General features: G+C 58.8%; 12 protein-coding genes. 3 read left to right on the plus strand and 9 right to left on the minus strand.

The features are described from left to right. Window positions 1-139: 139 nt before the first annotated feature. Genes J2X19_RS00365 through J2X19_RS00375 form a run of 3 tightly spaced genes read right to left on the minus strand, consistent with a single transcriptional unit; the run spans window position 140 to window position 1,415 of the window. Entirely contained in the window at window positions 140-337 is a 198-nt protein-coding gene (locus tag J2X19_RS00365) for a hypothetical protein (RefSeq protein WP_310369623.1), read from the minus strand. Continuing rightward, on the minus strand, window positions 334-831 hold the full coding sequence (locus tag J2X19_RS00370; RefSeq protein WP_310369625.1) for a 3'-5' exonuclease family protein: 498 nt from the start codon (window positions 829-831) through the stop codon (window positions 334-336). The genes J2X19_RS00365 and J2X19_RS00370 overlap by 4 nt, the downstream gene beginning before the upstream one ends. Beyond that, window positions 831-1,415 (minus strand): hypothetical protein, encoded by a 585-nt coding sequence (locus tag J2X19_RS00375; RefSeq protein ID WP_310369627.1) that lies wholly within the window; start codon window positions 1,413-1,415, stop codon window positions 831-833. The genes J2X19_RS00370 and J2X19_RS00375 overlap by 1 nt, the downstream gene beginning before the upstream one ends. Before the next feature lie 54 nt (window positions 1,416-1,469). On the opposite strand from J2X19_RS00375, the gene J2X19_RS00380 reads away from it, so the two are divergent. After that, the gene (locus J2X19_RS00380; protein WP_310369629.1) at window positions 1,470-1,715 is read left to right on the plus strand and encodes a hypothetical protein; all 246 of its coding nucleotides are present in this window, start codon (window positions 1,470-1,472) and stop codon (window positions 1,713-1,715) included. A gap of 55 nt (window positions 1,716-1,770) precedes the next feature. Here the strand turns inward: J2X19_RS00380 and J2X19_RS00385 are convergent, their stop codons facing one another. From J2X19_RS00385 to J2X19_RS00405, 5 genes are all read right to left on the minus strand, one after another. Beyond that, a complete protein-coding gene (locus J2X19_RS00385; protein WP_310369631.1) occupies window positions 1,771-4,980 on the minus strand; it encodes a type I restriction endonuclease subunit R in 3,210 nt (1,069 codons plus the stop codon). Between the two features lie 361 nt (window positions 4,981-5,341). After that, window positions 5,342-6,250 carry a DUF3800 domain-containing protein gene (locus J2X19_RS00390; RefSeq protein WP_310369632.1) on the minus strand — a complete coding sequence of 303 codons (909 nt, stop codon included), beginning with the start codon at window positions 6,248-6,250 and terminating at the stop codon, window positions 5,342-5,344. Next, on the minus strand, window positions 6,247-7,617 hold the full coding sequence (locus J2X19_RS00395) for a restriction endonuclease subunit S (protein WP_310369634.1): 1,371 nt from the start codon (window positions 7,615-7,617) through the stop codon (window positions 6,247-6,249). The genes J2X19_RS00390 and J2X19_RS00395 overlap by 4 nt, the downstream gene beginning before the upstream one ends. Next, entirely contained in the window at window positions 7,607-9,160 is a 1,554-nt protein-coding gene (locus tag J2X19_RS00400; protein ID WP_310369636.1) for a class I SAM-dependent DNA methyltransferase, read from the minus strand. Before J2X19_RS00400 ends, J2X19_RS00395 begins: the two co-directional genes overlap by 11 nt. Window positions 9,161-9,548: 388 nt before the next feature. Further along, entirely contained in the window at window positions 9,549-9,902 is a 354-nt protein-coding gene (locus tag J2X19_RS00405; RefSeq protein WP_310369638.1) for a hypothetical protein, read from the minus strand. Window positions 9,903-10,242: 340 nt separating this feature from the next. Between J2X19_RS00405 and J2X19_RS00410 the strand changes: the two genes are divergently transcribed. Further along, on the plus strand, window positions 10,243-10,863 hold the full coding sequence (locus J2X19_RS00410; protein WP_310369639.1) for a hypothetical protein: 621 nt from the start codon (window positions 10,243-10,245) through the stop codon (window positions 10,861-10,863). A gap of 503 nt (window positions 10,864-11,366) precedes the next feature. Next, window positions 11,367-11,867 (plus strand): hypothetical protein, encoded by a 501-nt coding sequence (locus J2X19_RS00415; protein ID WP_310369641.1) that lies wholly within the window; start codon window positions 11,367-11,369, stop codon window positions 11,865-11,867. 216 nt (window positions 11,868-12,083) lie between these two features. Here J2X19_RS00415 and J2X19_RS00420 read toward each other — a convergent pair whose 3' ends face one another. Beyond that, window positions 12,084-13,022, minus strand: a complete 939-nt coding sequence (locus tag J2X19_RS00420) for a LysR family transcriptional regulator (RefSeq protein ID WP_310369643.1) — start codon at window positions 13,020-13,022, stop codon at window positions 12,084-12,086. Window positions 13,023-13,044: the final 22 nt, after the last annotated feature.

Here is a 13,044-nt window from a genome sequence, read left to right on the forward strand (position 1 = left end):
CGTTCAGTCGAAAAAAGAGGTCCGCGACCCGCGCTCAAGTTCGACAAGTGGAAATGGCGTACGCGGCCGGTATGGACCCTGAGCTGGTCCGCGCGCTGGCGAATAAAGCGTCTCAACAAGTGGGTTAACTAGGTCGGCTTCACAAAGTGCAAGCGAAAAAACTCAAGGGGCGCGTTGCGGCAATTCGAACTGTGCGGCCTGTTTGTACCGATCCAAAACTTAACAGCAAATCTTCTTCGATGATTTTGGGATGGGCCAGCGCGGCGGCGACTTGCTGCTCCGCCTCGCTCACCCAGACCGGCAAGGGCATCCCTTTCCCTTCGGTCGCGACCTTCATCGTTCTCCCCGTGCCGTGCGCCAGGCACGGTAACCGTCCATCAGCGCCCGCGCATCGGCCAAGGCATGGTGCCTGGGCATCGCTGCGGTGTAAACCGCGTCGGCGGCCTTTTCAAACGCAGGGTGCGCGAAGGCGGCACTGTCTATAAGCAGCTGCTTGCAGAAATCGCCAGGCGGCTGCAATTTGGGGCGTCCCAGCATGGCCACCGCTAGCAACCAAAAGTCGGTCTCGTAGTCATACACGACGGTTGGAAGTTCCGGAAACTGCGCGAACCAATCCCGCACGCGGTTTGTCAGTTCTGAACGACTACAGGCCGCATCCGGCACACGACCCAGCAGAGGCAGCACGTTTTGGTGCACAAAATCGCTACATTGCTTGGGATAAAAATCTGTACGCTCGGCGTAAAACTCGCGCCCATCCTCAGCCACCAGCGCCAAGCTGATGAGATCGGATCGCCCAAATTTCGTAAATTCAGTGTCGAGAAAAATGAGCATCAGCATCGCTCCTGGTGCGAATGGACGTAGGGGCCATGCTCAGCATCTTCTCGCAGCATTCCCATTACTTTTGCACTCCAGTTGGAATGGGCCGAGTCGATGGGCACAGCCAAACGACACAGCTTTCTGATTGCTGCTGGGTCGCCCTGGTGCCGCATCAAAAGGCCCGCACCAATCCCGGCCAGCGCTCGCATTTCCATATGGTTTAACTCCGCACGTCCCCGGGACGGGTGCGCCTTGAAGAAGTCAGTCACAGGTTTGTAGGCTTCGTCCACTGCCGGCGGGGCAACCGCTCTCTCTGCAGCGCTCAAGAACGGTGGTGCAGGGTTGATTTCATACAACTGCAGGACCTCGCGGGGAGCCAGGTGCCGGAAATTGGCTTCGTTCACCAGCATCTCTTTCTCCTGGTCCAGCTGCTCTGCCAGGTTGGAAAGATAGACGCGCGCGGTCAAAAGCACCTGAACTCGATCCGGCCAACCCAGCACCCAACGATTCGCGATGGTCACGGCCATCGACCCCATGGCCTCGATCTGGAGGGCGACTTCTGGCGGATATATCGAACGATTGACCAAAGCTTCGGACATTTCTCTCTCCCATTCACTGCGTTACAATGTAACGCAGTGAATACGGAAAAGCGCATGGAAAATGAAGAAAAGAAAAAAGACAATGCCAGGCGGCAAGCGGCTTACCGCAAGCGCCGCCTCAAAGAAGGGTCAGACCAGCGTCTGAACGTGATTCTGGAACAGCCTGCTAAGCAGGCGCTGGACGCGATTGCCCACTATTACGGCGTCACCAACAAAAGCGTGGTGGAGCGGCTGCTGCTCGAGGCGTACGCCAAGCTGATTGAGCAAATCCAGATTAAGCAGGAGCTCGCTGGCTCGTAGAACCGGGTGGTTGACCGTCAATCACCTAGCGCGCCAGCGGGTCGGCGCCTTTAGTTCACCCGGCCCATTCCTCGCCGATGTTCTGCATCTGCAGCAAGACCAGCTCCACCGCGCTGTCTTGCAAGTCAGGCGGGTATTTGTACTTGCGCAGAATGCGCTTCACCATCAGTCGCAGCTTGGCCCGCACGCTCTCGCGCTCGGACCAGTCCACGCTGAGGTTCTGGCGCAGGTTCTCGGTCAGCTCATGGGCGATCTTCTTCAGGGTTTCGTCGCTCAGCTCGCGCACTGCAGACTCGTTGGCCGCCAGGGCGTCGTAAAAGCGCAGCTCGTCTTCCGTCAGGCCCAAGGTCTCGCCGCGCGACGACGCTGCGCGAAACTCCTTGGCCATCTGCACCAGCTCTTCCATCACCTGCGCGGTTTCAATGGATCGGTTCTGGTAGCGGGTAATCACATTCGCCAGCATTTCGGAGAACTTGCGGTCTTGCACCACGTTGCTGGCAAAGCGGCTTTTGACCTCGCCCTCCAGCAGGCGCTGAAGCAGCTCCACCGCCAGGTTGCGCTCGGGCAGGTTGCGCACCTGGGACAGAAACGCGTCGTCCAGCAGGCCGATGTTGGGCTTGTCCAGGCCCACGGCATCGAAGATATCGACCACCGCATCCGACACCACCGCCTGGTTGATGATCTGCCGTACCGCCAGGTCGCGGGCCTCGTCGCTGCGCTTCTGGGCCGTGGCGTCCTTCTTGGTCAGGATGACCTTCACGCCCTGCAAGAAAGCCACTTCCTCACGTACTAGCTTGGCCTCATCGAGCGTGCAGCACAGGGTGAAGGCGCGGGCCATGGCCACGGCGTTGTCGGCAAAGCGCTTCTTGCCGTCGCGGGTCGGCCCGGTCTGCAGGCCCAGCACATGGTTGGCGGCCCCGGCCAGGGTTTTATGCCCACCGGTCAAAAAGCCGCTGTAGTCAAAGCCGTGCAGCAGGCTGCGCAGCACGTCGATCTTCTCCATCAGCAAGCTGTACGCCTCGTGCGCATCCACCGTGGGGCGGCCCCGGCCTTGGGCCTGGGTGTATTCCTTCATGGCGGCTTTGAGCTCGTTGCCGATGCCGATGTAGTCCACAACCAGGCCGCCGGGCTTGTCTTTGAACACCCGGTTGACGCGGGCAATCGCCTGCATCAGGTTGTGCCCCTTCATGGGTTTGTCCACGTACAGGGTGTGTACACAGGGCGCGTCAAAGCCGGTGAGCCACATGTCGCGCACGATGACGATCTGCAGCGGGTCGGCCGGGTCTTTGAAGCGTTTCTCCAGCCGCTTCTTGGTTTGCGGGCTGTAGATGTGCGGGCGCAGCAGGGCGCGGTCGCTGGCAGATCCAGTCATTACGATCTTGATGGCACCCTTCTCGGGGTCGGCATCGTGCCAGCTGGGGCGCAGGCGCACGATCTCGTTGTACAGGTGCACGCAGATGTCACGGCTCATGGCCACCACCATGGCTTTGCCTGGCTGCGCCGTGTTGCGGGCTTCGAAGTGCGCCACCAGGTCTGCCGCCACGCTGGCCACACGCGGCTCTGCGCCTACCACTTTCTCCAACGCAGCCCAACGGCTTTTCAGGGCGGCTTGCTGGCTGTCTTCTTCGTCCTCGGTCAGCTCGTCTACCTCGTCGTCTATCTGCAGCAGCTCGCCTTCTTTCAGGCGCAGCTTGGCCAGGCGGGCTTCAAAATAGATGGCCACCGTGGCGCCGTCTTCCTTGGCCTGCTGCATGTCATAGACGTGGATGTAGTCGCCGAACACGGCACGCGTGTCGCGGTCGGTGCTGCTGACCGGTGTGCCGGTAAAGGCCACGAAGGTGGCGTGCGGCAGTGCGTCGCGCAGGTGCTGGGCATACCCAACCTGGTAATGCTGGGTGGTAAAGGGCGGGGGCTCGAATGCAGCGTGATGGGCAGACCGAGCGCCATCGCCCGTTGCTATAACATTCGCAGCTTCTTGCGCAGATAGAACCTGCGCCAGAGGCACTTTTCGTTCTTTTAATTTAGCCTCAAAACCATACTGCGTACGGTGCGCCTCGTCGGCAATCACCACGATGTTGTGCCGGTCGGACAGCACCGGAAAGGTGTCTTCGTCTTCCCCAGGCATGAACTTCTGGATGGTGGCAAACACGATGCCGCCCGACGGCCGGTTGCCCAGCAGCGCCCGCAACTCCTGCCGGGTGCGGGCCTGCACCGGCTGCTCGCGCAACAGGTCCTGCGCCAGGCTGAACACGCCGAACAGCTGGCCGTCCAGGTCGTTGCGGTCGGTGATGACCACGATGGTCGGGTTCTGCATGGCGGGCTCTTGCATCACCCGGGCGGCGAAGCAGGTCATGGTGATGCTCTTGCCGCTGCCCTGGGTGTGCCAGACCACGCCACCTTTTTGGCTGCCGCCCGGCTGGGATGCGGCCACCACCTGCCCGATGGCGGCGCGGACCGCGTGGAACTGGTGGTAGCCCGCAATCTTCTTCACCAGCGCGCCGTCGTCTTCAAACAGCACGAAGTAACGCAGATAGTCCAGCAGATAGGCCGGCGCCAGCACGCCGCGCACCAGGGTTTGTAGCTCGTTGAATTCGCCCAGCGGGTCCAGCGTGGCGCCGTCGATAGTCCGCCAGGCCATAAAGCGCTCGGGGTCGGCGCTCAGCGAGCCCAGCAACGCCTCGGTACCGTCGGAAATGACCAAAATCTCATTGGTCTGGAACACATCCGGGATCTGCTCTTTGTAGGTCTGGATCTGCTCGTAGGCCTTCCACACATCGGCGTTCAGGTCGGCGGGGTTCTTCAACTCCATTAGCACCAACGGCAGGCCGTTGACGAACAGGATGATGTCCGGCCGGCGCGGACGATTCTTCCCTCGGATGCTGAACTGGTTGACCGCCAGCCAGTCGTTCTGCGCAGGGTCTGCCCAGTCCACCAGCCGCACAAAGTCGCCCCGCGTGTCGCCGTTGAGTTGGTACTGCACCGGCACGCCGGTCACCAGCAGGCGGTGGAACTGCCGGTTGGCCGCCAGCAGCACCGGCAGGCCCAGGTCCAGCAGTTGGGCCAGCGCGTCTTCCTTGGCACCCGCAGGCACAGCAGGGTTCAGCCGGTCAATCGCCGAGCGCAAACGGCCCACCAGCAGCACCTGCCGGTGATTACTCCGCTCGGGTGCGGGGCCATCGGGGGCGATATCGGGGCCGTAGGCGTGGGTGTAGCCCACGTCTTGCAGCCAGGCCAGGGTTTCGCGTTCGAGCTGGTCTTCGGTCATGGGTGGAGGCAGCAGCCCGGTTTTAAGACATAGAGGCGCCCTCAGCAGATGGTGGCGACATGTTCAAGAAATGTAACTTTCTATGCATGTTAGCCGTGACATGTATAGAAAACGCTGATTTCTATACATGTCCTCTACGCCAAAAGCATGAGATATTCGTTGGGAAATCATGTGTGAAAATAGGCTCTAGAGCATATATTCATTGCACTATAAGCTATTGAAATAATAGCGATCCGGGTTTTACTCCCCTTCACCTGCCATGCCCCCCTTGTAACTGCCGATAAGATGCAAAGCCCGCATCATTTTTGCGCGTCGGGCGCCATTCAACCCATCGCAAAGCTTCATTAGGTTAAACTAATGGTCAAGTGGATTGGGGGTTCCTGGTCGGCGTTATAGCCTCGGTGGGTTCATCGGGGCTTTTCGCTTTCTGGGGCGGATACACCATCAACCCCACGTTCTCGTAACCCATACCAACACCGGCTCGACCGCCATCGCAGTAAAACTTGCGCTTCAGCAATTCAAATGCCTGATTCGCCTGAGCAGGCCGTAGGTAGTTCACACCCACAGGTCGCGCAACCAGATCAGCAAGTTGCAAGCCGGTCAGGTTGGTCTTCTTGTCTGCAAAAACGATTTCAAATGGCAGGCGTTGACCGCCAGAGTTGCTGCCATCCAGCAGCCGCCTGAACTCCAGCTCTAACTCGCTGTCTTCTTTTTTGCCACGGCACTCCACTACCACATGGGTTCGCAGGTTCTCCTGGCCCTTCTCGGTTAAAAAGCCGTGCAGCGCATTCAAGCAAATACTGAGTGCAATGTGATACGGGTTGGAGCTGGTGCCGCCGCTACGCGACAGCCGCGCCTTGTCCACCACGCAAGTGATCAAAATGAAATTGCTCGCTTCCATGATCGAATTCAGCTGCTCCATGAACCCGATGCGCGTAGGCCGATGGCTCAAGAAGGCAAAAGCACCCTTTTGCTTGCTGATCTCGTTTTCATGCAGAACCACGCTGTCGTGTCCGAAGTAGTTGAACTTCAGCTTTTCGACAGCCGGAATGATTTGCTCGCTGTAATGCCGCTTGTGAAACACACACAGTGCTAATACAAACACCGGGTAGCTCGGATCAATACTGACCAACGAATGGTCACCGCTTTCATCGACATACACCACGTAATCGCTGAACCGCTTTTCCGCGGTGGAGGCCAATGGTGTCTCCAGCGGAGTGGCTTCTGCCACCTCGAAAAGTGCGTACTGCGTGCCCGGTTTGGTAGTCATGGCAAAGCAGCTTCCAATTCTTGATGCACCTGAGGCAGCCGCAACTGGCCGGAGATCAGACGCGGGAGCAGGGTGTCGCGGAGGGTGGCGAGGGTTTCCGCAGTTGATGCGTTGTGACTTCTTTGCAGCTCGCATGCAGCAATGACATCCTCGAACACCATCAAAACAGCCTCCGACGGAAGAATCACGGGCACAGAACCCAAAATGCCCGTGTTGATATTTGGCATGGTCGCACCAACAGCATGCTGGACTAACCAAACTCGTGCCCTAGGTGCATCCAGGGTCATGGAAAGAAATGTCGCAGATGGCCATGCTTTTCCGGGCCGCAAAAGCAAACATCCGGTGCCACAAATCCAGCCTACTTCGCGTTCGGTCATCAAGGCATGTTTTTCAACGTCACCCCGTCGGCTGAACACAATATCGCCAGCCATCACCTTATGTCGAGACAACCTATCGGCATCGGCGACACCAATTCTCGCAATTGAATCGGTCATGGCTCTTCGGTTTTGGATGTCTTTCGGCATGACAACAGGAATACCTGTTTCAACATAGTCGGACGCGTGCAACTGGCTCCCAAACGGACCCGTTTGAATACTGCCACCGTATCTTTTGCATAAGTCGTCCAACCGCACGGCTTGCCACCCCTTCGGCACCAACCCCAGCTCCGAATCCTCCAAGCCATCGGGAAACAGCGCCGCCGTGGCCTCATCCATGCCTTCAGGGGTGCGGCCTTCCATCTTGGCGCGCACGGGGTCGAAATCGACGAACCACGACTTGAACAGCGCCTGGGCGATACCCTCCAGCGTGGCATTGGTTTCGCGCAGGAGGGTGATGCGGTCGTCGAAGGCTCCCAGCATGGCTGCAATGTCAAGCTGAACATGCAACGGTGGCAAGAAGATAGGAACCGCCGACAAAATGCCGGTGTTCAGGTTCGGCATCGTTGCCCCCACGGCATGGCGAATCAGCCAGTCCTTGGTTTCGGGCAAACGCAAACAATGCGAAATGAATTTGGCATCCGCAACAGCCCCGCTGCCCAACCTTACCTTCAGGCAACCTGTGCCACAAAACCATCCTACTTCATGCGGGCGGATCAACGCGTTTTTGGTCACATCGCCTCGACGACTAAACACGATGTCATCCAACCGCAGAATGTGCTGCGACAAACGATCTACGTCGGCTTGGGCAATGCGTGCAATGCCATCTTCCACGATGCCACCGTCACCAATGTTGGTTGGCATAACCACCGGAATACCTGTTTCGGTGTAGTCCGACGTGTGCAGTTGGCTGCCAAAAGGGCCGGTCTGAATTGCGCCGCCCTGGGCGTCACAAATTTGACCGAGGGTGGTAGTCGTCCAATCAAAACTCATACCCCAGCCCCCCCAGCTTCCGACGGATCAACTGGTCCAGCTCCGCGCCCTTGGCCATCTGCTCGCCCAGCTTCTCGGTCAGCAGCTGCATCTTGGTCGCGAAGTCCGCGTCGTTGTCTTCCACCTCTTCGGCGCCCACGTAACGGCCCGGGGTGAGCACGTGGCCGTGCTGGGCGATTTCGGCCAGCTTCACGCTACGGCAGTAGCCAGGCTGGTCGGCGTACGTCTCGGCACCGGTTTCACCGCGCCAGGCGGCGACGGTGGCGGCGATGCGATCTATCACCGCGTCGGTGAACTCGCTCTGCACGCGGCTGATCATGCTGGCGAGCTTGCGGGCATCGATGAACAGCACCTCGCCTTTACGCTGCTTTTTCTGCTTCACCAGAAACCACAGGCAGGCGGGGATTTGGGTGTTGAAGAACAGCTGGCCGGGCAAGGCGACCATGACTTCGACCACGTCGGCATCGACCATCGCGGCGCGGATTTCGCCCTCGCTGTTCTGGCTGCTGCTCATGCTGCCGTTGGCCAGCACAATGCCGGCGCGGCCCGTGGGCTTGAGGTGGTACAGCATGTGCTGCAGCCAGGCGTAGTTGGCGTTGCCGGCGGGCGGCTCGCCATAGGCCCAGCGCGGGTCGCCGCTGAGGCTGGCGTGCCACCAGTCGCTGATGTTGAAGGGCGGGTTCGCCAAAATGAAGTCGGCGCGCAGGTCGCGGTGCTGGTTGCGGGTGAAGCTGTCGCCGGGCTCTTTGCCCAGGTTGAAGTCGATGCCGCGGATGGCCAGGTTCATGGCGGCCAGGCGCCAGGTGGTGGGGTTGGATTCTTGGCCGTAAATGGCCACGTCGCCCGTCCTGCCTTCGTGGGCTGCTATGAATTTTTCACTTTGCACAAACATACCGCCCGAGCCGCAGCAGGGGTCGTAGACCTTGCCGGTGTGCGGGTTGAGGATGGCGACCAGGGTTTTGACGATGCTGGCCGGGGTGTAGAACTGGCCGCCGCGCTTGCCCTCGGCGCTGGCAAACATGCCCAGAAAGTACTCGTACACCTGGCCCAGGGTGTCGCGGGCCACATCGGGCGTGTCGCCAAAGCCGATGGTGGACACCAGATCGACCAGCTCGCCCAACTTGCCGTCGGGCAGCTGGGCGCGGGCGTAGCGCTTGTCGAGGATGTTTTTGAGGCGCGGGTTTTCGGCTTCGATCAGGGTCAGCGCATCGTCGATGTGCTTGCCGATGGTGGCTTGCTTGGCGGCAGCGCGCAGCGCCTCCCAGCGGGCGGCTTCGGGCACCCAGAAGATGTTGGCCTCGCTGTAGTAGTCGCGGTCTTCCAGCTCGGCGGCCACGTCTTCGGCGCTGGCCTGGCCGTAGAAGTATTCGTCGTCCGGGTCTACCAGGCGCAGGGCCAGGCTGGCGTTATGGGCGGCAAAGGTGTCAGAGATGTATTTGACGAAGATGAGGCCGAGCACCAGGTGCTTGTATTCGGCGGCGTCCATGTTGGCGCGAAGCTTGTCGGCGGTGGCCCACAAGGTTTTTTTGATGTCGTCGAGCATTCAGTCGCAGTTTCTCAGGGGGATTGTTCCGATTTTCTGCATGGATTATCAGCCCCATCTCACTGCCCCTTGCTGATTGGGCAATCTCAACCATAGGGCGGTCAACCTGCTTTGGAATCGCTGTCGAAAAGCTGCAAATCCACTGCCAGAGCTTTCCACATGTGCCTGAAATCTGTTGGAGATCTATATCTGAACCACTGCCAAACAACTGCCAGACCATTGCCAAACCTGTGCCAGACCTGTGTCGCAAGTCGACCAAAGTCCAGGGCAGGATGCCAGATGTACGGCTGACGCCGTAATCTAGGTTTTCGCCAGCTAGATCGCTTCGCGCTCGTCGCAGTCCACTCAGGGCTCCGCCCCGAGACCCAATAGAGGTCAATTTGAAAATTTAGATATATCTAAATGTCGGGCGCTCAAGCGTTGAAACGGCCGGATTTGTCCTTTTGAACTGACAACTGAACTTGCCGTGCGCCCCGCTTAGGGTCTCGGGGCGGAGCCCTGAGTGGACTGCGAAGGGGGGCAGGCGGCAAATCGCGAGGATGCTATGGACTTGCTGTGCTTGGTACAGGATCCCGTGGCCGTTGGCTGCAGGCTGCAGGCTGCAGCTGGTGGTCTGGAATGCCTCAATTCCGGCGGTGATCAGCGCGATACCGAAGCGCCGTACGGTGGCCGAAGGGAGATTCTGGTTGTAACGAGGATGGGCTTTGGCGCTGCGATGCTTACGAGGCTTCTTCTTGATCATGCGGCGCGCAGTTTAGCGCTGATGCAAGATGCAACTCGTCGTGGCGCCGGTGAGCCTTTACTCGCGTGTGCTGAGTACAACTGGTCACCACGCCATGCAGATTTGACAGACCTGTGGGTAGCGCTAAGTAGGTTAAAAGCTTGGGCGAAAAAACCGGGGTGCTTGCGGCAAGACACGGAGAAGAGTGGTTTGTGGCGACGGCAGGCCAGGTGACTGCCTTCGTTGCAAAGTCGTCCCTTCCGACGGCGGCTTCAGGCTGGTTGCTGCCGTTGGCAGGTGTTTGGCGAATAGGTACTGTCGGCCAACTGCAGACTTTCGATTTACCGTCTCATTCCAAATAATGCCAATTCCTTTTTACGTCGAATCGGATGTTTGGGCTTTGCTGGAGCCGATTCCTTGCGTGCACCTCGCACGTGAAAACAATGCACTATGGTTCCTCCAAAAGGTGCATCGCGATGGACAGGAATTGAGGAGTGTCTTGAGCCAGTTTCCGGACGTTCAGTATGAACCACTGGAGATGCACTACGCGATTTCTAAGGCCATCGCAGCAGTGAATGAAAAGTTGATATCCGACCTAACCTCTAACTTCGGTTGGCGAGGAGTGGTCTATGCGGCCTTTCTCGCTGCATTCCGTCCCATGGCGCAATTCGCCGCCTACCTGCGAATAGCCAGGGATGGCGTCCCCCACAATCAATGGTTGGTTGATTTGGCGCTTCGTGAAATCGAAGGTTGTGCAGCCCCCGAATCGGGCGGCCATCAATCACTGATTAGGGCAATTGGAGCAACGCTTCCGGCTTACCCATGTGAACATATTCGCCTCCGAGAGTGGCCTACTGGCGAAAAGTTAGTTCAGCTAAACCTAGCGAAAGACGCCATAGTTGCGGTCTACCGGCAAGATGGAGCAAACGAAGCAATTTCGGAGATAAAGAGTTCTCCATGGTCGGAACTGCTGATGACTTGACCGTCAGCTTCGGAGGATGGTGAACTTCCGCTGTGGGCCCGAATGGACCAGCCAGCCTTTCGGCTACAGTCGGCCAGAAGCAGGGCATTAGATTTTTATGACTACGTTGGGATTTCTTCTTCTAGCTGGGTTTTTCGCATTGTTGGCCATAGATGCACATCAATTCGAACGTACTTCCCGGCACCAAATATGGGCTGTACCGTCAACTTCGGGACGAGCCGTTGGCACAGACCCTCTTTCCTTGCGTGAACAGCAGGCACTGCAAAGCAATAAGTTCACCGCTGTGGGCGGGATTCCTGGACTCTACTGGGTCTTTGTGGTTCTAGCAGGCGGGTGCCTTGGGGCTGCGGGATGGTCATATTTGAGTTGAGTATGCGGACTTCTGGTGACTGCTCAGTGAAACCCGTGGGCGGCAGCTTTGGGCCCGAATGGACCAGCCAGCCTTTCGGCTACAGTCGGCCAGAAGCTGACATCTGTTCAACTACCTTGATCGTTCAAAAAGTATGAACGAGCCAGACTTCGCTACCGTAGCGCTCTACTTTCGTTTTGGTTTGGAAGCTAGTGTTTTGACCGAAGCGCAGGTGCGAGACTGGGCACTTGAGATAGTCGATTCCTTCAACATGCCTCCGTCAGAGGTCGTTGAACTTCTAGCCAGTCGGGGAACCGCGAACTTGCACGCGAATTTGAAGGACATCGCTAGCGGGAATGGAAACCTGCAGCTCGCGGGCCGGTGGCTTCTCTGGGACCTACTCCACCTGTTGACCACCACTTTGGAAGTGGATGCTCACAGAACCATCTCGCGACAGGCTGTCCAAATCGCCCGGTCCACCGAGCAAAGCGAAGACCTTCAGTTAACCTTTTCCAGGTTGGACGCCACCCTCGATATTTTCGAAATGGGTTACGGAGGTGGACCCGATGGGGGCCGCGATGAATTCCGTGATGTGTTGGCGCAATTGGCAGTCCGTCCCGAACTTCGCCCCCACAGTCGTGGAGTGTCGGTGTAGTCCCTATTTGATGCAGCTGACATGCGGCAGAATGCGGCCAGGAGCGGCCGGTCGCTCAGACGCCGGCTACGACTGCTCAAGAGCAGTTTGCAGGCATTGCCTGAACGAACACCAATCCTCTGGACTGAGTCCAAGCCGGCCACCAGTTAACCTCTATTACTGCACGACTGCGATAGCGCATCTTGGCGCGGCATCGGCGCGAGACAACGTCCAAGCTCAAGAAGACGATCTGCGGTCGCTCCGAAGCTTCCGCTGCGGGTGCTTGCCGCAAAGCTGCGCTGCCCAGTCGACGAAGACGCGAACCTTGGCGCTGAGATGTCGGTTCGGCGGGTAGACGGCGTACACCGACAGGGGCTCGCGGGTCCAGTCTGGCAACACCTCCACCAATTGGCCATACTCGAGAAATGGGTGCGCAATGAAGCCGATCATCTGCGAAATGCCGAGTCCTGCGAGCACGGCGGTGGTGAGTGCATGGCTCTCGTTGACCGCGACTTTGTAGGGCGCTGCGACGTCAACGCGCTTGCCGTCCTTGCTGAACTCGTGCGCGTCCATGCGACGCGTGCGGCCCGAAAACTGGTTCACCATCGAATGGCCCTTTGCCCCCAGGTCAAGCGGATGCAACGGCGTGCCATGGCGCTCCAGGTAGGCGGGCGAAGCTACCGTCACGAAGGGAAGATTGGCAATGCGGCGCGCGACCAGAGACTGGTCGGCGATTTCGCCGACGTGAATCATGCAGTCGACGTTGTCGGCCATCAGATCGACCATATGGTCACTCACGCCGATATCGATCTGGATGTCGGGGTAAAGCTCGTAGAAGGCCGGTAGTGCAGGAATGATTACCAGACTTGCTGTGGCCGATCCGACATGGATGCGCAGGCGTCCTCGCGGTGTCGCCTGTGCATCGACCATGCTGGAGCCGAGATGGTCGAGGTCAGCGAGCAGGCTCGACGTGCGCTCGTAGTAGGCGGCGCCGTCCAACGTCACCGTCACGCGGCGCGTGGTGCGGTTGAGCAGCTTGGTGTGCACAAGGGCTTCCAGTGCTTGGATGTGCTTGGTGACCGTGCCCTTCGGGACTGCCAGCGAATCCGCGGCGCGCGTGAAGCTGCCGGACTCCACAACCCGGGCAAAGGTCCGCATGGCCTGGATCTGGTCCATCGATCAAGCTGCCTCTGCGAAT

This window comes from Rhodoferax ferrireducens (assembly GCF_031458075.1).
GTDB classification, from domain to species: Bacteria; Pseudomonadota; Gammaproteobacteria; order Burkholderiales; family Burkholderiaceae_C; genus Rhodoferax_B; species Rhodoferax_B ferrireducens_A.

Coding starts and splice junctions, on each gene's coding strand:
- J2X19_RS00375 (WP_310369627.1), bottom strand. CDS start 1,415: ATGTCCGAAGCTTTGGTCAATCGTTCGATATATCCGCCAGAAGTCGCC.
- J2X19_RS00380 (WP_310369629.1), top strand. CDS start 1,470: ATGGAAAATGAAGAAAAGAAAAAAGACAATGCCAGGCGGCAAGCGGCT.
- J2X19_RS00365 (WP_310369623.1), bottom strand. CDS start 337: ATGAAGGTCGCGACCGAAGGGAAAGGGATGCCCTTGCCGGTCTGGGTG.
- J2X19_RS00385 (WP_310369631.1), bottom strand. CDS start 4,980: ATGACCGAAGACCAGCTCGAACGCGAAACCCTGGCCTGGCTGCAAGAC.
- J2X19_RS00390 (WP_310369632.1), bottom strand. CDS start 6,250: ATGACTACCAAACCGGGCACGCAGTACGCACTTTTCGAGGTGGCAGAA.
- J2X19_RS00420 (WP_310369643.1), bottom strand. CDS start 13,022: ATGGACCAGATCCAGGCCATGCGGACCTTTGCCCGGGTTGTGGAGTCC.
- J2X19_RS00405 (WP_310369638.1), bottom strand. CDS start 9,902: ATGATCAAGAAGAAGCCTCGTAAGCATCGCAGCGCCAAAGCCCATCCT.
- J2X19_RS00415 (WP_310369641.1), top strand. CDS start 11,367: ATGAACGAGCCAGACTTCGCTACCGTAGCGCTCTACTTTCGTTTTGGT.
- J2X19_RS00410 (WP_310369639.1), top strand. CDS start 10,243: ATGCCAATTCCTTTTTACGTCGAATCGGATGTTTGGGCTTTGCTGGAG.
- J2X19_RS00400 (WP_310369636.1), bottom strand. CDS start 9,160: ATGCTCGACGACATCAAAAAAACCTTGTGGGCCACCGCCGACAAGCTT.
- J2X19_RS00370 (WP_310369625.1), bottom strand. CDS start 831: ATGCTCATTTTTCTCGACACTGAATTTACGAAATTTGGGCGATCCGAT.
- J2X19_RS00395 (WP_310369634.1), bottom strand. CDS start 7,617: ATGAGTTTTGATTGGACGACTACCACCCTCGGTCAAATTTGTGACGCC.